This window comes from Streptomyces sp. NPDC090119 (genome assembly GCF_044747085.1).
GTDB lineage: Bacteria > Actinomycetota > Actinomycetes > Streptomycetales > Streptomycetaceae > Streptomyces.
Genome location: NZ_JBIVDK010000003.1, coordinates 107,453 through 126,934, shown reverse-complemented (window position 1 = coordinate 126,934; position 19,482 = coordinate 107,453). Strand labels below are relative to the sequence as shown.

Annotated in this window: 14 protein-coding genes; 10 read left to right on the top strand and 4 right to left on the bottom strand. The window is 71.0% G+C overall.

The features are described 5' to 3' along the window. Nucleotides 1-66 precede the first annotated feature (66 nt). The 5 genes from ACIPPM_RS13235 to cimA all read left to right on the top strand — a co-directional run bounded on the left by ACIPPM_RS13235 (nucleotide 67) and on the right by cimA (nucleotide 5,585). Nucleotides 67-732 carry a maleylpyruvate isomerase N-terminal domain-containing protein gene (locus tag ACIPPM_RS13235; protein ID WP_401446753.1) on the top strand — a complete coding sequence of 222 codons (666 nt, stop codon included), beginning with the start codon at nucleotides 67-69 and terminating at the stop codon, nucleotides 730-732. Nucleotides 733-981: 249 nt separating this feature from the next. Further along, nucleotides 982-1,113, top strand: coding sequence for a hypothetical protein (locus ACIPPM_RS13230; protein WP_393596018.1), 132 nt, complete (start codon nucleotides 982-984; stop codon nucleotides 1,111-1,113). Nucleotides 1,114-1,203: 90 nt separating this feature from the next. Further along, the gene (locus tag ACIPPM_RS13225) at nucleotides 1,204-2,247 is read left to right on the top strand and encodes a 3-isopropylmalate dehydrogenase (protein WP_401446750.1); all 1,044 of its coding nucleotides are present in this window, start codon (nucleotides 1,204-1,206) and stop codon (nucleotides 2,245-2,247) included. 288 nt (nucleotides 2,248-2,535) lie between these two features. Further along, the gene (locus ACIPPM_RS13220; RefSeq protein ID WP_401446747.1) at nucleotides 2,536-3,627 is read left to right on the top strand and encodes a branched-chain amino acid aminotransferase; all 1,092 of its coding nucleotides are present in this window, start codon (nucleotides 2,536-2,538) and stop codon (nucleotides 3,625-3,627) included. Nucleotides 3,628-3,980: 353 nt separating this feature from the next. Continuing rightward, nucleotides 3,981-5,585 carry a citramalate synthase gene (gene cimA, locus ACIPPM_RS13215; protein ID WP_401446745.1) on the top strand — a complete coding sequence of 535 codons (1,605 nt, stop codon included), beginning with the start codon at nucleotides 3,981-3,983 and terminating at the stop codon, nucleotides 5,583-5,585. Nucleotides 5,586-5,603: 18 nt separating this feature from the next. Here cimA and ACIPPM_RS13210 read toward each other — a convergent pair whose 3' ends face one another. Next, nucleotides 5,604-6,224: a GPP34 family phosphoprotein gene (locus ACIPPM_RS13210; protein WP_401446742.1), complete on the bottom strand. Its 621-nt coding sequence runs from the start codon at nucleotides 6,222-6,224 to the stop codon at nucleotides 5,604-5,606. A gap of 82 nt (nucleotides 6,225-6,306) precedes the next feature. After that, nucleotides 6,307-8,181, bottom strand: a complete 1,875-nt coding sequence (locus tag ACIPPM_RS13205) for a ricin-type beta-trefoil lectin domain protein (RefSeq protein ID WP_401446739.1) — start codon at nucleotides 8,179-8,181, stop codon at nucleotides 6,307-6,309. Nucleotides 8,182-8,426: 245 nt separating this feature from the next. Here ACIPPM_RS13205 and ACIPPM_RS13200 point away from each other — a divergent pair, with 245 nt between their 5' ends. Both ACIPPM_RS13200 and ACIPPM_RS13195 read left to right on the top strand, forming a co-directional pair. After that, complete coding sequence (locus tag ACIPPM_RS13200; protein WP_401446736.1) at nucleotides 8,427-11,450, top strand: glycoside hydrolase family 3 protein; 3,024 nt, start codon at nucleotides 8,427-8,429, stop codon at nucleotides 11,448-11,450. Nucleotides 11,451-11,509: 59 nt separating this feature from the next. Then, nucleotides 11,510-12,886, top strand: a complete 1,377-nt coding sequence (locus tag ACIPPM_RS13195) for a hypothetical protein (RefSeq protein ID WP_401446733.1) — start codon at nucleotides 11,510-11,512, stop codon at nucleotides 12,884-12,886. 94 nt (nucleotides 12,887-12,980) lie between these two features. Here ACIPPM_RS13195 and ACIPPM_RS13190 read toward each other — a convergent pair whose 3' ends face one another. Continuing rightward, nucleotides 12,981-13,589, bottom strand: a complete 609-nt coding sequence (locus tag ACIPPM_RS13190; protein WP_401446730.1) for a YceI family protein — start codon at nucleotides 13,587-13,589, stop codon at nucleotides 12,981-12,983. A 238-nt stretch (nucleotides 13,590-13,827) separates the two neighbouring features. Here ACIPPM_RS13190 and ACIPPM_RS13185 point away from each other — a divergent pair, with 238 nt between their 5' ends. The 3 genes from ACIPPM_RS13185 to ACIPPM_RS13175 all read left to right on the top strand — a co-directional run bounded on the left by ACIPPM_RS13185 (nucleotide 13,828) and on the right by ACIPPM_RS13175 (nucleotide 16,402). After that, nucleotides 13,828-14,325: a hypothetical protein gene (locus tag ACIPPM_RS13185; RefSeq protein WP_401446728.1), complete on the top strand. Its 498-nt coding sequence runs from the start codon at nucleotides 13,828-13,830 to the stop codon at nucleotides 14,323-14,325. Between the two features lie 278 nt (nucleotides 14,326-14,603). After that, nucleotides 14,604-16,187 carry an acyl-CoA carboxylase subunit beta gene (locus ACIPPM_RS13180; protein ID WP_401446725.1) on the top strand — a complete coding sequence of 528 codons (1,584 nt, stop codon included), beginning with the start codon at nucleotides 14,604-14,606 and terminating at the stop codon, nucleotides 16,185-16,187. 23 nt (nucleotides 16,188-16,210) lie between these two features. Beyond that, complete coding sequence (locus ACIPPM_RS13175) at nucleotides 16,211-16,402, top strand: acyl-CoA carboxylase subunit epsilon (protein ID WP_161200067.1); 192 nt, start codon at nucleotides 16,211-16,213, stop codon at nucleotides 16,400-16,402. Between the two features lie 53 nt (nucleotides 16,403-16,455). On the opposite strand, the gene ACIPPM_RS13170 is transcribed toward ACIPPM_RS13175, so the two are convergent. Next, complete coding sequence (locus tag ACIPPM_RS13170) at nucleotides 16,456-19,473, bottom strand: NACHT domain-containing protein (RefSeq protein WP_401446723.1); 3,018 nt, start codon at nucleotides 19,471-19,473, stop codon at nucleotides 16,456-16,458. Nucleotides 19,474-19,482: the final 9 nt, after the last annotated feature.

Below are 19,482 nucleotides of genomic sequence, written 5' to 3'. Positions count from 1 at the left end.
GGCGAGCCCGCCCTGAACGGGCTCGCCGGGCCGTCGTGCGTCCGGCCCCGCTGCTAGCGTGCGCGCATGGACGACACGGACGGCTTCTCCCTCTCCTGGTCGGCCCTGCGGGCCGCGGTGGCGGACCTCGCCGACGACGACTTCGGCCGTCCCTCCGGCTGCGCGGGCTGGCTCGTACGGGACCTGGTGTGCCACCTCGTCATCGACGCCCAGGACGTCCTGATCACCCTCGCCACCCCGGCCGACGCCGAACCGACCCGCGACGCGGCGACGTACTGGACGGTCACCCACACCCCGCCCACCGGCGAGGACCCCCTGGACGCCCTGACGGTCCGGCTGGCGGCGGCCTACCAGGACCCGGCCCTGCTGCGCTTCCACCTGGACGACGTCGGCTCGGCCGCCGGACGGGCAGCCCTCCTCGCCGACCCCCGGACCCGCGTCGGCACCCAGGACCAGGTCCTCACCACGGCCGACTACCTCTCCGCGTACGTCCTGGAGTGGACCATCCACCACCTGGACCTGACCGCCCACCTGCCGGACACTCCGCCCCCGCCCCCGGCAACCCTGGCCGAGGCCCGCGCCCTGCTGGAGCGGATCACCGGCGAGCCGTTCCCCGCCGCCCTGCCCGACACGGACGCCCTCCTCCTCGGCACCGGCCGCCGCGCGCCGACCCCCGCGGAGCGCACCGCCCTCGGCGCCCTGGCCGCCCGCCTGCCCTTCGTCATCGGCTGAGCCCGCGCGGGAAACCGCAGGTCAGATGACTCGCCGTCTCAGATAGTAGGAAGTCCGAGTAATCATGCAGACAGGTGCGGCCCGGTCCCTTAGCTTGGGATGAGCCGAACGAATCGCTCCATCCAGCGAATGGCGGTCGTGAGCCGCGCCCCGCGCAGGCAACCCCTGCGGCGTGCGCTCTCCGCCCCTTCCGGCGTCTCACAGCTCACCGCTGCCGTGCAACCACTCTGTCGAAGGAGTCGATTTCCCATGGCCGAGACGACCATTCGCCGCCGCGTGCGCCACACCTCCCGCTCCGACGAGACCGACCGCGCCAAGGCCGCGGCCGCCCTCCAGCGCGCCCTGGACCGCCGGGACAACGGCGGCGAGACCGGGCACTGAGCCGGGCCGGGAAGCGCTGGACGGACCGTCCGTTGTCCGCATCGCGGACGGTCCGTGTCATCCCGTGGGACGCGGAGTAGGGTGCCGGACATGTCTCGCAGCATCGATCTCGCAGTCATCCCCGGGGACGGCATCGGCCAGGAGGTCGTGGCCGAGGGTCTCAAGGTCCTCTCCGCCGTCCTGCCCCAGGACGTGAAGCTGGAGACCAAGGAGTACGACTTCGGCGCCCGGCGCTACCACGCCACCGGTGAGACCCTCACCGACGCCGACCTCGACTCCCTCAAGGCCCACGACGCCATCCTGCTCGGCGCCATCGGCGACCCGTCGGTGCCGTCCGGCGTCCTGGAGCGCGGCTTCCTGCTGAAGCTCCGGTTCGCCTTCGACCACCACGTCAACCTGCGCCCCTCCAAGCTGCTCCCCGGCGTCGCCACCCCGCTCGCCGGTCAGCCGGAGATCGACTTCATCGTGGTCCGCGAGGGCACCGAGGGCCCCTACACGGGCAACGGCGGCACCATCCGCACCGGCACGGAGCACGAGGTCGCCACCGAGGTCTCGGTGAACACCGCCTACGGCGTCGAGCGCGTCGTCCGCGACGCCTTCGCCCGCGCCCAGGCCCGCCCGCGCAAGAAGCTCACCCTGGTCCACAAGAACAACGTGCTCACCTTCGCCGGGCACCTGTGGACCAACATCTTCAACAAGGTGGCCGAGGAGTACCCCGAGGTCACCACCGAGTACATCCACGTCGACGCGGCCACCATCTACCTGGTCACCGACCCCGAGCGCTTCGACGTGATCGTCACCGACAACCTCTTCGGCGACATCATCACCGACCTCGCGGCGGCCGTCTCCGGCGGCATCGGCGTGGCCGCGTCGGGCAACATCAACCCGACGCGCGCGTACCCGTCCATGTTCGAGCCGGTGCACGGCTCCGCCCCGGACATCGCCGGACAGGGCAAGGCCGACCCCACCGCCACGGTCCTCTCCGTGGCGCTGCTGCTGCGTCACCTCGGGTACGACGCCGAGGCCGCCCGCGTGGACGCGGCCGTGGCCGCCGACCTCACCGAGCGCGCCGGGCTACCGCCCCGCACCACCGCCGAGATCGGCGACGCGCTCGTAGGCCGGGTAACCGGCTGACCCGTAAGGCCCCGTCAAAGGGCCGCCGGGTCGCTTCAGGCGCCCGGCGGCCCTTTGCTGTGCCCGTGCCGGGTGCCACCATCGAGCCCTGGGTCGCATTCACCCCGATTCCTTCCGGCGCCCCCTCCGCGCGATAATCGAACGCGGAGCCGCGATATGAGGGAATGCCCGGACGGCGTGAGCGCGGCCCGCCACCACCGGTGCCGCGCTTTGCCGGGGGTGACCTGAGGCACCGGCCGCACAGCCGGGGCCGCCCGTCCCACGCCAGGAAGAGAAGGACTGCCGCCCATGACGACGCCCACGATCGAGCTCAAGCCCTCCGCCCATCCGCTCGCCACCGCGGAGCGCGAGGCGATCCTGACCAGCCCCGGCTTCGGCCGCCGCTTCACCGACCACATGGTGACGATCAAGTGGACCGAGGGCCGCGGCTGGCACGACGGCCAGCTCGTCCCGTACGCGCCGATCCCGCTCGACCCGGCCACCAACGTCCTGCACTACGCGCAGGAGATCTTCGAGGGCCTGAAGGCGTACCGGCAGCCCGACGGCACGGTCGCCACCTTCCGGCCCGAGCAGAACGCCCTGCGCTTCCAGCGCTCCGCGCACCGCCTGGGCATGCCCGAGCTGCCGGTGGAGACGTTCATCGAGGCGTGCGACGCGCTGATCGCCCAGGACATCGACTGGGTGCCCGCGCACGGCGGCGAGGACTCCCTCTACCTGCGCCCCTTCATGATCGGCACCGAGGTCGGCCTGGGCGTGAAGCCGTCCAACGAGTACCTCTTCCTCGTCATCGCCTCCCCGGCCGGTGCCTACTTCCCGGGCGGCGTGAAGCCGGTGTCGATCTGGGTCTCCGAGGACCGCGTCCGCGCCGTCCCCGGCGGCATGGGCGACGCCAAGACCGGCGGCAACTACGCGGCCTCCCTGCTCGCCCAGGCCGAGGCGGCCGAGAAGGGCTGCGACCAGGTCTGCTACCTCGACGCCGTCGAGCACCAGTGGGTCGAGGAACTGGGCGGCATGAACCTGTGCTTCGTCTACGGAGACAAGATCGTCACCCCCACCCTCACCGGCTCCATCCTGGAGGGCGTCACCCGCGACTCCCTGCTGGCCGTCGCCCGCGACCTCGGTTACGAGGCCGAGGAGGGCCGCATCTCGGTCGACCAGTGGCAGCGCGACACCGAGAACGGCACCCTCACCGAGGTCTTCGCCTGCGGCACCGCCGCCGTGATCACCCCGGTCGGCACCGTCAAGCGGGCCGGTGCCGAATGGAAGCAGAGCGGCGGCGAGCCCGGCGAGGTCACCCTGCGCCTGCGCGAAGCCCTGCTCGACATCCAGCGCGGCAAGCGCGAGGACACGCACGGCTGGATGCACCGCATCGGCCAGTAACTCATCCGGAGGGGACCGCCCTGGAGGCTCGGGGCGGTCCTGTCCTGGACAGCGCGGCCCGCATGGTGAGACACCCCGTGGGACGGTGGGCGTTCTGTGCCAGACTGCCCGCGTGCTCTCGCTCACCATGATTATGGGCAGCAGGCGCGCCGGTCCGCAGTGACCACCTCGCACGACCAGATGCGGGTGGCACCGTCGTCCTCGACCCGCGCGCAGACCTCTCGCACCCGCGAGGGGTTTTTTCGTTTTCCGGCCCAACCGCAGCCGGACGCGGAGCGCGAGGGACCATGGGGGGAACGGTGGAGCCGGTCATTTCCGGTAAGACCGACATTCACAACAGGAGCCTTCAGACCATGACCGCAACCAGCGAGCTCGACGATTCGTTCCACGTCTTCGACACCACGCTGCGCGACGGCGCGCAGCGCGAGGGCATCAACCTCACCGTCGCGGACAAGCTGGCCATCGCACGGCACCTGGACGACTTCGGCGTGGGCTTCATCGAGGGCGGCTGGCCCGGCGCCAACCCGCGCGACACCGAGTTCTTCGCCCGCGCCCGCGAGGAGCTGCGGCTGCGGCACGCGGTCCTCGTCGCGTTCGGCGCCACCCGCCGCCCCGGCGCCAAAGCCGCCGACGATCCGCAGGTCAGAGCGCTGCTGGAGTCCGGCGCCCCCGTCATCACGCTGGTCGCCAAGGCTCACGACCGGCATGTGGAGCTGGCGCTGCGGACCACGCTCGACGAGAACCTGGAGATGATCCGGGACACCGTCGCCCACCTCCGCGCCGAGGGCCGCCGGGTCTTCGTGGACTGCGAGCACTTCTTCGACGGCTACCGCGCCAACCCCGCCTACGCCAAGGCCGTCGTCCGCACCGCCGCCGAGGCCGGGGCCGACGTGGTCGTGCTGTGCGACACCAACGGCGGCATGCTCCCGGCGCAGATCACCGCCGTGGTCGGCACCGTCCTCGCCGACACCGGCGCCCGGCTCGGCATCCACGCCCAGGACGACACCGGCTGCGCCGTCGCCAACACCCTCGCCGCCGTCGACGCGGGCGCCACCCACGTCCAGTGCACGGCCAACGGCTACGGCGAGCGCGTCGGCAACGCCAACCTCTTCCCGGTGGTCGCCGCGCTGGAGCTGAAGTACGGCAAGAAGGTCCTCCCCGACGGCCACCTCCGCGAGACCACCCGGATCTCGCACGCCATCGCCGAGGTCGTCAACCTCACGCCCTCCACCCACCAGCCCTACGTGGGTGTCTCCGCGTTCGCCCACAAGGCCGGGCTGCACGCCTCCGCGATCAAGGTCGACCCGGACCTGTACCAGCACATCGACCCCGAGCGGGTCGGCAACACCATGCGGATGCTCGTCTCCGACATGGCCGGACGCGCCTCCATCGAGCTGAAGGGCCGGGAACTCGGCGTCGACCTCGGCGGCGACCGGGCCCTGATCGGCAGGGTCGTCGAGCGCGTCAAGGAACGCGAGCTGAAGGGCTACACCTACGAGGCCGCCGACGCCTCCTTCGAGCTGCTGCTGCGCGCCGAGGCCCAGGGCGCCCCGGTGAAGTACTTCGAGGTCGAGTCCTGGCGGGCCATCGTGGAGGACCGCCCCGACGGCACCCACGCCAACGAGGCCACCGTGAAGTTGTGGGCCAAGGGGGAGCGGATCGTCGCCACCGCCGAGGGCAACGGCCCGGTCAACGCCCTCGACCAGGCGCTGCGGGTGGCCCTGGAGAAGATCTACCCGCAGCTCGCCAAGCTGGAGCTGGTGGACTACAAGGTCCGCATCCTGGAGGGCGCCTCCGGTACCCGGTCCATCACCCGCGTGCTGATCTCCACCAGCGACGGCGCGGGGGAGTGGTCCACGGTCGGCGTCGCGGAGAACGTCATCGCCGCCTCCTGGCAGGCCCTGGAGGACGCCTGCACCTACGGGCTGCTGCGCGCGGGCGTCGCACCGGCCGAGTAGCACGGGGACGGGCGGCGGTCAGGGGGCGCGCCAGACGTTGTCGAACGCGTCCTCCTCGATCCGCCGCCGCTGCCGTACCGCCTCCAGCTCGGTCAGCGCGTCGCCGAGCGCGGCGAGGACGACCGCGAGCCGGTCGTCCACCTTGTCGGCCTCGGCGTGCGCCGCCGCCTCCTCGTGCTCGGGTTCCTCGATGCCGAGGGCGGCGGCGAGGCCCACGAGGAGCGGCTCGTGCCGGGCCCACCGGTCGGCCGCGTGCCGCCGGGCGTCGGAGTCGATCCGGTCCACCGACCGGTCGGCGCGCCGGAACAGCTGCCGCAGCCCGGAGCCCGACGGCTCGGTGTGCTCCAGCTCGTCCCGGTAGGCGGCGGAGAGCCCGTCCCCGCGCCGCCACAGCCAGTCCTCGGCGCTCTCGTACGGCTCGGTGCGGATCAGCGCCGCGGCCGCCTTGTCCAGCATCGCGTCGCCGGTGAGGTGACCGGAGACGGGGGCGATCCGGTCGTCCCGCAGGGTGACCACCTGGGCGGTGAGCAGGTCCAGCAGCTCCGCCGCGGCCAGCGCCAGAGACAGATCCCCCTGTTCCACGGGCCGGTCGGCGGGCACGTCCAGCGTGACGAACAGCAGATCCTGCGGTGTGGTCATCTCGAAGCTCCCCGGTCACGGTCGGTACGGCGCGGGTACCACCATCACCCGCGCCGGAAACCCGGGCCGCCCTGCCTCGGTCCTACCTCAGCGTCCACTTCTGGTTGGCAGCCCCGGTGCAGGACCATATCTGGGCCCGCGCCCCGTTGGCCGAGGAGTTGTCCGTGACGTCCAGGCACTTGTCCGCCGCGCTGTTCACCACGTCCCCGGTGGCGCTGTTGTACGACCAGCGCTGGGCGCCGGTGCCGTTGCAGTCGTAGAGCTGGACCTTGGCGCCGTCGGCGGTCGACGCGGAGACCACGTCCAGGCACTTGCCGAGCGCCCGGACCGAGCCGTCCGCGGCGACCGTCCACTGCTGGGCGGTGCTGCCGTTGCAGTCGTAGAGCTGCACCGCCGTGCCGTTGGCGCTCGAACCGCCCGCCACGTCCAGGCACTTGCCCGCGAGCCCCGCGAACGCCCCGGTGCGGGAGCTGTCACCGGACTGGCCGCCCGCCCAGGTGAAGGTGGCCGAGGTACGGGCGGGAAGGGTGTAAGTGGCGTGCTGCGCACCCCAGTTGATCGTGATCTGCTTGGCCGAGGTGGCGCCGTTGTACGCGATCAGTGCCTTGCTGCCGTCGGGGTTGCGCCAGGCCACGTTGGGCACGGCGGAGGACGCGGTGGAGGCGATGCGCTGGGCGCCGGGGCGGACGAACTTGGTGAGGTGGCCCATGTCGTAGTACTCGACGGTGTAGTCCACGCTCCCACTGCGCCCGTCGCCGTTGTGCACGGTGATCAGCCCGGTGCAGGTGCCGCAGCCGCCGTTGTGCGGGCCCATGTTCTGGTCCACCGCGAGGGACCACTTGGTCACCGACTTCGCCCAGTTGCGGGTGTAGTTGATGATGTCGGAGAGGTCCTCGCGCTGCTGGTCGGCGATCCAGGTGCCGCCGGAGTGCTCGGTGGCGAAGGCGTCCAGCGCGGGGTACTGGTTGTGCACGGTCGTCTGCTTGTTGACGTCGCCGCCGTAGCCGTGCCAGGCGATGCCGCCGAAGTTGGGGTGACTGCGCACGGCCGCGTCGTCCACGGTCTGGGCGGCGTAGGAGTCGTAGGTGTCCCAGTTCCAGTCGTGGGCCAGGACCTTGGTGGAGAGCCCGGCCTGCTGGAGCTTGGGCAGCAGCTCGCTCTTGGTGAAGTAGGCCAGCCCGCTGGCGTTCCAGCTCATCGAGGGATAGCCCGAGCAGCAGGTCGGCTCGTTCTGCGCGGTGACGTACGAGACGGGCACGCCCTGGTCGCGCCAGCCCTGGAGGTACTTGACGAAGTACGAGGCGTAGGCGCCGTAGTCCTCCGCCTTCAGCCAGCCGCCGTTGAGGGAGCCGCTGTCCTTCATCCACGCCGGGGCCGTCCACGGGGACGCCATCACCGTGAGGTTCGGATTGAGCTGGCGTGCCTGCTTGGTGAGCGGGAGGACGTCCGCGAGGTCACGGGCGAGGGAGAACTTCGCCAGCGAGGGGTCGGTCTGCCCGGCCGGTATGTCGTCGTAGGTGTAGCCGGAGCGGGCCAGGTCGGAGGCGCCCATCGGGTTGCGCAGGAAGGACAGGCCGATGCCGTCCGTGGGGGAGAACAGCTTGCGCATGGTGGCGTCGCGGGTCGCCTGGGACAGGGCGCCGCTGCCGTTCATCAGCCAGGCGGCGGTGTCGGTGAAGGAGGCTCCGCCGCCGGTGAAGGTCTGGTAGCGGGTGTTCTCGTCCACCGTGATGTTCTCGCCGCCGCCGCCGCCTCCGGCTCCGGCCGAGAAGGCGAACGGTGTCTGCGGCTCCAGGCCGCGCACGACATGTCGTCCGGCGGAGTCGTCGGTGGTGGTCAGCCAGGCCGTGACCGGCTCGCCCGCCGCGTGTGCGGCCGGGGTGGCGAGCGTGGTGATCCCGGCCGTCGTCAGCAGCGCGGCCAGCAGCAGCCGGGCCGGACGCAGGGGTCGTCTCATGGGGCGCCGCCCTTCAAGAGGTGGGGGGATGAGGGAACAGCGGCGTGCGAGCCGTGAGTAAATGACGGCTCCGGGGCGGCGTCAAGGGGTCGCGCATTCAGAAAGCAAACGCACAACCTCGGCGCCGCTGATGTGAGTTGACGGAGCGTCATGTCATGTGCGAAGGGTTGACGGGGATCAGGGGACCCCAGTTCACTCAAGCCGTGAGCTAAGTCATGAGTGAACCAAGAGCCGAGGGAAGGTCCATGCGCAGAACCGCCCTGCTCGTCTCCACCGCTCTGCTGACCGCACTGCTCCCGCTGGCCGGAGGCATCGCCACCGCCTCCGGCGCCGACGGACCCGATCCGGCACCGGTGCCGGTCGACCGCTTCGAGGGAGAGGTGCCCTTCGCCGCCCAGCCCGCCGAGGGCATCTTCACCTGGGGCGGCGACAGCGACGACCCGCCCACCCTGGCGCTGACCGCCCGCGCCGACGCCCCCGAGGGCGCCAAGGTGCTGACCGGAAGCTACGACATCAGCGGCTACGGCGGCTTCACCCACGACTACGCCGCCACCGCCCCCGCCCACGACTGGTCCGCCCACCGGGGCGTCCGCCTGTGGTGGGAGGGGCAGAACAGCGGCAAGAAGATCACGTTCGAGATCAAGGACGGCGGCGCCCACGGCGAGGCGTCCGAGCTGTGGACGACCTCCTTCGCCGACGACTTCACCGGGTGGAAGCGGATCGAGCTGCCGTTCTCCGCGTTCACCTATCGCACGGACTACCAGCCGGTCGGCGGCATCGACCACGTCCTCGGCCTCACCCAGATGTGGGGCTACGCCGTCACCCTGCCCACCGGCGTCAAGGGCCGCTTCGCCATGGACGGCGTCGAGCTGTACGGCGCGGCCGACCCGGCGCTGCGCGCCTCCGTCACCACCGACGCGGCCGTCCGCCCGGTGAAGGAGGGCGGCACGGCGAGCGTCCGCGTCACCCTGGCCACCACCGATGCCAAGCCCGTCACCTCCCCGGTGACCGTCGGCTACGCCACCGGCGAGGGCACCGCCCGCCCCGGCAAGGACTACACCCCCGCCCACGGCACCCTCACCTTCCCGGCCGGCACCCCCTCCGGGACCTCCCGGACGGTGAAGGTCAGCACCCTGAAGGACCGCACCGCCGAGTCCGCCGAGACGATCCCGCTCGCGCTCACCGTCACCGGCGCCAAGGCCCCGGCGGAGAACCCGAAGATCGTCATCGACGCCCACGGACTGCCCTACCTGGACGCCAAGTTGCCGGTGCGCAAGCGCGTCGCCGACCTGCTCGGGCGGATGTCGCTCGCGGAGAAGGCCGGGCAGATGACCCAGGCCGAGCGCGGTGCCGTCTCCGACCAGAACGACATCGCCGCCTACGACCTGGGCTCCCTGCTCTCCGGCGGCGGCTCCACGCCCACCCCGAACACTCCGGCCGCGTGGGCGAAGATGATCGACGGCTTCCAGCTGCGCGCCCAGGCCACCCGCTTCCAGGTCCCGCTGATCTACGGCGTCGACGCGGTGCACGGCCACAACAACCTCACCGGCGCCACCGTCCTGCCGCACAACATCGGCATCGGCGCCACGCGTGATCCCCAACTCGCCCAGCGCACCGGGGTGGTGACCGCCTCCGAGGTCCGCGCCACCGGCATCCCCTGGGACTTCGCGCCCTGCCTGTGCGTCAGCCGCGACGAACGCTGGGGCCGCTCCTACGAGTCCTTCGGTGAGGACCCGGCACTGGTCGAGTCCATGGAGACGGTGATCCAGGGCCTCCAGGGCCGCGCCGACGGCAGCGACCTCGCCCGCCCCGACAAGGTGCTGGCCACCGCCAAGCACTTCGTCGCCGACGGCGGCACCGCCTACGGCTCCTCCACCACCGGGACGTACACCGTCGACCAGGGCGTCTCCACGCTCACCCGGCAGCAGTTGGAGGCCGTGCACCTCGCCCCGTACCAGGACGCGGTGGACCGGGGCGTCGGCACCGTGATGCCCTCGTACTCCTCGCTCGACGTGGTCGGCGACGGACGCGGCCCGGTCAAGATGCACGCCCGCGCCGACATGCTCAACGGCGTGCTCAAGGGCCGCATGGGCTTCGACGGCTTCGTCATCAGCGACTGGAACGCCGTGGACCAGCTCCCCGGCGACTACGCGACCCAGGTCCGCACCTCGGTCAACGCGGGCGTCGACATGATGATGGTCCCCTACACGTACAAGGAGTTCACCGCGGCCCTCACCGCCGAGGTGAAGGCGGGCCGGGTCAGCGAGCGCCGGATCGACGACGCCGTCTCCCGCATCCTCACCCAGAAGTTCCGCCTCGGCCTCTTCGAGCACCCCTACGCCGACACCTCCGGCGCCGCGGCCATCGGCTCCCCGGCCCACCGGGCCATCGCCCGCGAGGCCGTCGCCAAGTCCCAGGTACTGCTGAAGAACGACGGCGGCCTGCTGCCGCTGCGCAAGACGCAGAAGGTGTACGTCGCCGGGTCCAACGCGGACGACATCGGCAACCAGTCCGGCGGCTGGACCATCACCTGGCAGGGCTCCTCCGGCAACATCACCAAGGGCACCACCATCCTCGCCGGTATCCGTGAGGCGGGCGGGAAGGTCACCTGGTCCAAGGACGCCTCCGCGCCGACCGCGGGGAACGACGTGGGCGTGGTCGTCGTGGGGGAGACCCCCTACGCCGAGGGCGTCGGCGACGTGGGCAACGGCCATGCGCTGACCCTGTCCACCGCCGACCAGGCCGCCGTCGACAAGGTGTGCGGCGCCATGAAGTGCGTGGTGCTCACCGTCTCCGGCCGCCCGCTGCTGATCGGGGACCGGCTCGGGAAGATCGACGTCCTGGTGGCCTCCTGGCTGCCGGGCACCGAGGGCGGCGGCGTCGCCGACGTGCTCTACGGCAAGCGGCCCTTCACCGGCCAGCTCCCCGTCACCTGGCCGCGCGGCGAGGCCCAGCTCCCGATCAACGTGGGCGACAGCTCGTACGACCCGCAGTACCCCTACGGGTGGGGTCTGACCACGAAGGTGAACGGCGGTTCCACCGCCCTGACCACCCTCGGCAAGGCGGCCGCGACCGCCGAGCGCGCACACGACGACCGCCGGGGACGCGAACTGGTCACCCGGGCCCGGCTGATCGTCCAGCACAAGGTCGGCCAGCGCATCACGGCGGCCGTGGCGAAGCCCTTCGCCGAGGCCGACCACGCACTGCTCACCGGCCGGTACGGACAGGCACTGCTGAAGCTGCTGCAGGCGTACCGGGCGGCTCGCTGACCAGCATCGGAAGTCCGTACACCTGACCGAACGGGGGAGGCTTCGGGTAGCGTCGAAGCATGAAGGCCGTGCTCTCGACCCGCGCCCGAAGCCTCCCCGCACTCATACTCGCGGCGCTGGCGATGGCCCTGCTGCCCCTGTTCGCGTTCGCCCCGGCAGCCGGCGCCGCCACCAGCGCCTCCACCATCGGCCAGGCCCTGCGCAAGAGCCCGGTCTACGTCGACCCGGCAGCCTCCGCGCTGTTCTCCCGCGCCGACGCCGACGCGCTCGCCAAGAAGATCAAGGACGCCGACAAACCGGTGTTCGTGGTGGTCCTGCCCGCCGACTACCCGACCAAGAGCGTCCTGCGTGACGTGCGTTCGGCCACCGGCGTCACCGGTCTGTACGGCATCCGCGTCGGCGACCGCTTCGCCGCGGGCGCCGATCCCTCGGTCATCTCCGCCACCGCCCGGCAGAACCTGGTCTCCAGCGTCCAGGGCGAGGGCGCCAAGGCCCAGCTCACCGACTTCACCGACCGCGCGCTCGACACCGTACGCGGCGACGCCCCCTCCTCCTGGGGCTCCTCCGACGACGGCGGCGGGGTCTCCACCACGGCGCTGATCGTCGCCGGGGCGGTCGTGGTGGCGGGCGGCGCCGGGGTCTACACCCTCAGCCGCCGCAACCGGCGCCGCCGCGAGGCGGAGCAGCAGGCCGCGCTGGAGCGGCTGCGGGTCGTCGTGGACGAGGACATCACCGCCTTCGGCGAGGAACTCGACCGCCTCGACTTCCAGCCCGGCGAGCCCGGCGCCGACGACGCGATGCGCACCGACTACGAGAACGCGCTGAACGCCTACGACGACGCCAAGCGCCGCATGGCCGAGGCCCGGAAGCCGGAGGACGTGCGCGGGGTCACCGAGGCGCTGGAGGACGGCCGGTACTCCCTGGCCGTGCTCGCCGCCCGGCGCGAGAAGCGGCCGCTGCCCGAACGGCGCCCGCCCTGCTTCTTCGACCCCCGGCACGGCCCCTCCGTCACCGACGCCGCCTGGACCCCGTCCGGCGGCAGCACCCGCGAGGTGCCGGTGTGCGCGGCCGACGCCACCCGGCTCGCCGACGGCCGCGAACCGGCGGCCCGCGAGGTGGAGACCGAGTACGGCCGCCGCCCCTACTGGGACGCCGGTCCGGCCTACGGCCCCTGGGCGGGCGGTTACTTCGGCGGCGGTCTGCTGCCCGGTCTGCTCGCGGGCACCCTGCTCGGCGGCATGATGGCCACCCCGTCCTACGCGGCCGACTTCGGCGGCGGCTACGGCGACTTCGGGGACCAGGGCGGGTTCCAGGGCGGCGACGTGTCCGGCACCGACTTCGACCCCAGCGGCTTCAGCGACGGCTTCGGCGGCGGGGACTTCGGCGGGGGCGGCGACTTCGGGGGCGGCGGGGACTTCGGCGGCGGAGGCTTCTGAGACCCCGGCACCCCCAGCACGCGTGAGCGCCCCGTCCCCTCCGGCAGAGGGGGAGCGGGGCGCTCGCGCGTGGTGCGGCCGGACCGCCGTGGGCTCACGCGTTCTTGATGGCCGACACGTCGAAGCTGAGCTTGATCTTGTCGGAGATCAACACGCCGCCCGTCTCCAGGGCCGCGTTCCAGGTCAGGCCCCACTCGGAGCGCAGCAGCTCGGCCTTGCCCTCGAAGCCGACGCGCTCGTTGCCGAACGGGTCGGTGGCGGCACCGTTGAACTCCAGGTCGATGCTGATCGGCCGGGTCACGCCGAGGATGGAGAGGTCACCGGTGATCCGGTAGTCGTCGCCGCCGAGGGACTCCGCGCCCGTGGAGCGGAAGGTCATCGTCGGGAACTCGTCCGTCTTGAAGAAGTCGGCGGACTTCAGGTGGGTGTCGCGGTCGGCGTTGCCGGTGTCGATGCTGTCCATCACCACGTCGAGCGTCGCGGTGGACTTGGCCGGGTCGTCGCCGTCCAGGTGCAGCGCGCCGGAGAACTCGGTGAAGCTGCCCTTGACGTTGGTGACCATGGCGTGCCGCGCGGTGAAACCGATCGAGGTGTGCGCGGGGTCGATGGTGTAGTCACCGATCAGCGCGGCCAGGCCGGTGCCCGCGGCGGCGGGGGTGGCGGTGGTCTCGGGGGTGCTGTCCTTGCGGCCGAAGATACCCATGGTGTGCTCCTTGAGAGAGTCGCGGGAGAGTCTGTTTAACGTTCAACGAACTCGACGGTTACGACCGTAGACCCATTCAGTTCGATTTTCAACATCATCCGGTACGTGTTTCCAGTCTGACTCAGAGTTACGACGTACGCCCTCTGGCGGACGCGCGTAGAACTCGGGCACCATCTGTCTGCACCACCTGCACAGCCGCCCCACAGCAAGCACGGCCAACCGCAGGAAGGGTCACTTCATGAAGGTCCGCTCCGTCCTGACCGCGCTCGCCCTCGTCGTCGCCCCTGGCGTCGCCGTGGTCGGCACCGCATCCGACGCCTTCGCCGTCACCAAGATCAGCCACGCCACCGCCACCCAGATGTTCCGCGACGTCGGCATCACCTGGTCGTCCTCCGGCGGCTGCTCCAACCGCCAGAACTCCACCTGTACGTCGTTCGACCAGCTCAACCTCGCCACCGCTCAGGGTGCCCAGACCCTCAAGCGGTCCAGCGGCTGCGCGCTCAACATCACCGGCGGCACCGAGGTCGGCCACGCCTCCGGCACGTACTCGCACTACAACGGCTACAAGCTGGACTTCGCCAAGATCTCCTGCATGACCTCGTACGTGAAGAACAACTTCACCTACATCGGGCTGCGCGGGGACGGCGCGCCGCAGTACCAGGCCGGGTCGGGCAACATCTACGCCGACGAGGGCAACCACTGGGACGTCCTGTACTACAACTGCGGCGGCTGCTGAGCCGACGCGTGCCGGACGGCGGAAGGTAGGGTTGCCGAGGTGCCCCCTTCCGCCGTCCGGGTGTCCCCGTGTCACTCCGGGGATGGCATGTCCCACCCAGGAATCCGAGGGCCTGTGACACCCCCCACTTTGTGGCAGCCCTACAAAGACAGCGCCCTCTGAGCAGTCGGAACGCCTGCATCACGGCCGGGTTCTGTTCGGTCGTACCAGGAAAACGCTCCGGAGACTGTACGGAGTCGACGGCCCGGTTTCCTCGAGGTCCTTCGTATGGTCACTACATGACCGTTTTGGAAGAGACGACGGGTGAGCCGACGGACGCGCGCGGGCGGGTCGCCGAGCTGCACGTGATTCGTGCGCAGGCCCTGGCCGGCCCCAGCGAGAAGGCGACCGAGGCGCAGCATGCCAAGGGCAAGCTGACCGCCCGGGAGCGCATCGAGCTGCTTCTCGACCCGGACTCCTTCCAGGAGGTCGAGCAGCTCCGCAGGCACCGCGCCACCGGCTTCGGTCTGGAGGCGAAGAAGCCTTACACCGACGGTGTCATCACCGGCTGGGGCACGGTGGAGGGCCGCACGGTCTTCGTCTACGCCCACGACTTCCGCATCTTCGGCGGCGCGCTGGGCGAGGCCCACGCCACGAAGATCCACAAGATCATGGACATGGCCATCGCGGCCGGTGCCCCGCTGGTCTCGCTGAACGACGGCGCCGGTGCCCGTATCCAGGAGGGCGTCTCCGCGCTCGCCGGGTACGGCGGCATCTTCCAGCGCAACACCAAGGCGTCCGGTGTCATCCCGCAGATCTCGGTGATGCTCGGCCCGTGCGCGGGCGGCGCGGCCTACAGCCCCGCCCTCACGGACTTCGTGTTCATGGTCCGTGAGACCTCACAGATGTTCATCACCGGCCCGGACGTCGTCAAGGCGGTCACCGGTGAGGAGATCACCCAGAACGGCCTGGGCGGCGCCGACGTGCACGCCGAGACCTCCGGCGTCTCGCACTTCGCGTACGACGACGAGGAGACCTGCATCGCGGAGGTGCGCTACCTCCTGTCGCTGCTCCCGCAGAACAACCGCGAGAACCCGCCGCGGGTGGAGTCCTCCGATCCGGCCGACCGGCGCGGCGACGTGCTGCTGGACCTGGTCCCGGCCGACGGCAACCGGCCCTACGACATGACCAAGGTGATCGAGGAGCTCGTCGACGACGGCGACTACCTGGAGGTCCACGAGCGGTGGGCCCGCAACATCATCTGCGCGCTGGGCCGCCTGGACGGCCAGGTCGTCGGCATCATCGCCAACCAGCCCCAGGTCCTCGCGGGTGTGCTGGACATCGAGGCCAGTGAGAAGGCCGCCCGGTTCGTGCAGATGTGCGACGCCTTCAACATCCCGATCGTCACGCTGCTGGACGTGCCGGGCTTCCTGCCCGGTGTGGACCAGGAGCACGGCGGGATCATCCGGCACGGCGCGAAGCTGCTGTACGCGTACTGCAACGCCACCGTGCCGAGGATCTCGCTCATCCTGCGCAAGGCGTACGGCGGTGCCTACATCGTGATGGACAGCCAGTCCATCGGCGCCGACCTGACCTACGCGTGGCCGACCAACGAGATCGCGGTGATGGGTGCCGAGGGCGCGGCCAACGTCATCTTCCGCCGTCAGATCGCCGACGCCGAGGACCCCGAGGCGATGCGGCAGAAGATGGTCAAGGAGTACAAGGCCGAGCTGATGCACCCGTACTACGCGGCCGAGCGCGGCCTGGTCGACGACGTGATCGACCCCGCCGAGACCCGCGAGGTGCTGATCAGGTCCCTGGCGATGCTGCAGTCCAAGCACGCGGACCTGCCCTCCCGCAAGCACGGCAACCCCCCGCAGTGACCGAGACCCCGGAGACCACCGCCATGACCAGTGCCGACATCCGCGTCGAAAAGGGCCTCGCCGACCCCGAGGAAGTAGCCGCCATAACGGCCGTCCTCCTCGCCCGCGCCGCCGCCCGCCCGGCCGCCACCCCGACCCACCGCCCCCGCCCCCGAGCGGGCTGGCGCCGCCTGGAACGCGAGGGCGGCTTCCGCGCCCCGCACAGCTGGCACTGAGTTCCGCTTCGAAGGGCCCTTCCGTTCTGGAAGGGCCCTTCGGCGTGCCGACCTCAGAAGATGTGCACCTCGACACCGGGAAAGTCCAGGGAACCGCGATCGTCGGGGAGCAGGCAGCCCATGAGCATCAGGTGCTCCACCTCGGGGGGCTTGAAGCCCGGCGTCTCCAGCCACGCCCGGACGTCAACCTCTTGCAGTTGAAGGACCGGTACGGCAGGCAGCGCGGTGAGGTTCACCGGCGAGTAGTCGGCGGCCCACACGTACAGACGATCCAGGCCGGAGAGCGCGGTGTGGCATTGCGTGAGGTCGGTGCCGCTGTGGATGTCCCAAAGCGTGAGGTGGGTGGTCTTCTCCGCGAGGCGCAGGCTGCTGAGATCGGAGGTGTTCCGGACAGATATGGCGAGGTGCCGCAGAGATGTGAAGCGTTCGAGCGCCTCCATATGAGTGAACGCCGCGTCGCCGTCCAGAGCCAACGCATCGAGGTCGGGCATGTGGGGGATCAGAGACAGGTCTGCTTCGCCGGTCAGCGACCACAGCGACAGGTCATGAAGAGGCGGCAGCATCCGCAGTGCGCCCAGATCGTCCAGCGGGAAATAGATGTCGACATCAGTGGGCGCCAGCCGCCTCAAGGCGCGCAACTGGCCCGAATACTTGACGACGACCTCGTGATTCGCGAGCTGAATACCGGACAGTACGGCGTCGGCATAGGGGTCCGGATCGAAGTAGCTCCAGCTCTGGATCAGTTGCCGCACCACGCGGTCACGCTTGTCGCCCACGTAGCTCGACAGCAGTCCGAGTGCCTCGGACCCCCCTATCAGTGCCACGGTCCGCACCGTCTGCACAGCGGCCTTCTCCGTCAGCTCCGTGAGCGACTTCGGCATCTTGCGCAGGAGGCTGGTCCCTACCGCTGCCAGCTGCGCCGGATCGCTCTCGCGGCGCGCAGGCAGCAGTGTCTCCACCGCCGTGTCGACCCGCCCGGCCAGTTCCTCGGACAGTTGTGGCACCGTCTCCTGACAGGCAGCCGCCAGCAGGCGCAGCTTGCGGGTCCACCGGGGTTCGGCAACGGCCCGGTCGAGGATGCCGGTCAGTAGTTCTTCCCGCTGAGGTCGATTCGCATGGCCCGCCGCCATGATGATCGTCTCGCGCCAGAGGTCCAGGTGGGCCCGCCCGATCAGGTTGCCGATCCGGTCCTCCTCCGCCGCCTCCTCCGCCGCCAGGTACTCCTGGAAGGTGCGGTGGACGAAGTCCAGGCGGCCGAGGGTGGGGGAGCGGAGGATGCCGGAGCGGTCGCGGAGGCTCTCGAGGACCGTGGTGCCGTCCTGGAGGGAGTCCAGGTGCCGCATCCCCGCCAGCTTCTGGCCGACGTGCAGGGCCGCCTGCTCCAGGGCGATCTCGCTGCGGTTGTTGTCGGAGAGGCGCCAGGCCAGATCCCGCAGCAGGACCACCTTGTCGCCCAGGCTCAGTTCACTGTCCACCGCGCTCGGCACGTTCCGGTCCGCGTCCCGCTCGTGGACCAGCGTGTGGAGGGCGTTGCGGTACAGCTCCATGCGGTCGCGCGGGAGCTGGCTGCCCCGGTTGAGGTGCATCGCGCACAGCATGGCCGCCAGCAGCGGCGTCCCCGCCAGCGACTGGAGATGCGGCCGGTCCTTCAGGCTGTTCAGCAACGACTGTTCGTAGCGCGGGAGCTCCTCCACCGGGCACGGCAGTTCCTCGCCCAGCTCGCGCACCGCCTGGTGCCACTGCCGGACGAACGCCGCCAGGTCGGGCGGCGCCATCCGGTCCAGGTGCAGCGCGGTGAACTTCTCCCGGCGCAGCCAGTCCGCACCGGCCGCCGCCGGACGCGAGGTCACCACCATCCGCACCTCGGGATACGCGGCCAGCAGCTTGCGCAGCCACTCCCGCACCCCCCGCCGCTCGGCGTCGAGGAGTTCGTCCACCCCGTCGATCAGCAGCAGCGCCCGCCCGTCCGCCAACTGGCGCTCCACCCACGCCTTCGGCATCACCCCGGTGATCTGCCCGGCCACCGAGTCGAGCATCGCCTCCGGGGTCGGCAGCGCCCGCCCGCTGTACTCCCGCAGCTTCACGAAGACCGGTGTCAGACCGTTCCAGTCGGCCAGCTCCCCGGTGAACGCCCCGCGCGCCGCCGTGATCGCCAGCCAGCGCAGCAGCGTGGTCTTCCCGGAGCCCGCCTCACCCCGGAGCAGCACCCGTGCGGGGCCACCGAGGGCGGCCTCCACCCGCATCCCGGCGCCCTCGCCCCCGGAGTTCTCCCAGTCGCTCATGTCCGGCCGGAGCAACGGAAGCGCACGCCTCGCCCCCTCGCGCCGCGCCCGTATCTCGTCCCCAGTCGCCCGCAGGCTGACGTACGCCACCGAGAGCCGCACCTGCGCCCCCGCCCGGTCGGAGGTGCGCCGGAACAGCTCCACCTCGTCCAGGGTCGTGCTGACCAGCTCCAGATAGCGGCGCCGGAACTCGGCGTCCCGGTCCGTGCCCTCGGGGGCGAACAGCGAACGGTCGGGCAGCCGTTGCAGCACCCGCGCGATCTCCGCGCCCAACGACGTCGTACGCGCGAGCAGTTCGCTCAGCGCCCGCTCCTCGAAGACGGGCAGCCCCCGCACGATCCGTACGTAGTACTCGACGCACTCCGCGAACAGCAGCTCGTACAGCCTGCTCTCCGCCTCGCCGAGGCCGACCGGAGGGCATGCCGCACCCGTCAGCCGCCGGACGATCTCCGCGGGCCGCGCGTCCGCCGCGAGGATCGCCTCGTCGGAGAGGTCCGCCGCCGCGAAGGTGTCGCACACCGCGTCGATCACGGCCCGGCGGCTGTTCTCCTCCAGTCCGGGGAACTCCCGCTCCAGGAACGGCGCCAGCCGGTCGTAGACCGCGTCGGCCATCTCCTCGAACTGCCGCTGAACACCCCGCTGGAAGCGCAGCCCGGACACGCGCAGCCGGATCAGCTCCGCCATGTCCAGCGTGCGTTCCTGCTCGCGGCGCTTGCCCCCGAGCCACATCTGGGCGGCCGCCTTCGCCACGGTCGAACCCAGCCGCAGCGCCGCGGCCTCGCCCACCATCGCGTCCCC

Coding starts and splice junctions, on each gene's coding strand:
- cimA (WP_401446745.1), top strand. CDS start 3,981: ATGACCGCAACCAGCGAGCTCGACGATTCGTTCCACGTCTTCGACACC.
- ACIPPM_RS13180 (WP_401446725.1), top strand. CDS start 14,604: ATGACCGTTTTGGAAGAGACGACGGGTGAGCCGACGGACGCGCGCGGG.
- ACIPPM_RS13230 (WP_393596018.1), top strand. CDS start 982: ATGGCCGAGACGACCATTCGCCGCCGCGTGCGCCACACCTCCCGCTCC.
- ACIPPM_RS13220 (WP_401446747.1), top strand. CDS start 2,536: ATGACGACGCCCACGATCGAGCTCAAGCCCTCCGCCCATCCGCTCGCC.
- ACIPPM_RS13235 (WP_401446753.1), top strand. CDS start 67: ATGGACGACACGGACGGCTTCTCCCTCTCCTGGTCGGCCCTGCGGGCC.
- ACIPPM_RS13195 (WP_401446733.1), top strand. CDS start 11,510: ATGAAGGCCGTGCTCTCGACCCGCGCCCGAAGCCTCCCCGCACTCATA.
- ACIPPM_RS13200 (WP_401446736.1), top strand. CDS start 8,427: ATGCGCAGAACCGCCCTGCTCGTCTCCACCGCTCTGCTGACCGCACTG.
- ACIPPM_RS13210 (WP_401446742.1), bottom strand. CDS start 6,224: ATGACCACACCGCAGGATCTGCTGTTCGTCACGCTGGACGTGCCCGCC.
- ACIPPM_RS13185 (WP_401446728.1), top strand. CDS start 13,828: ATGAAGGTCCGCTCCGTCCTGACCGCGCTCGCCCTCGTCGTCGCCCCT.
- ACIPPM_RS13175 (WP_161200067.1), top strand. CDS start 16,211: ATGACCAGTGCCGACATCCGCGTCGAAAAGGGCCTCGCCGACCCCGAG.
- ACIPPM_RS13190 (WP_401446730.1), bottom strand. CDS start 13,589: ATGGGTATCTTCGGCCGCAAGGACAGCACCCCCGAGACCACCGCCACC.
- ACIPPM_RS13225 (WP_401446750.1), top strand. CDS start 1,204: ATGTCTCGCAGCATCGATCTCGCAGTCATCCCCGGGGACGGCATCGGC.
- ACIPPM_RS13205 (WP_401446739.1), bottom strand. CDS start 8,181: ATGAGACGACCCCTGCGTCCGGCCCGGCTGCTGCTGGCCGCGCTGCTG.
- ACIPPM_RS13170 (WP_401446723.1), bottom strand. CDS start 19,473: ATGGTGGGCGAGGCCGCGGCGCTGCGGCTGGGTTCGACCGTGGCGAAG.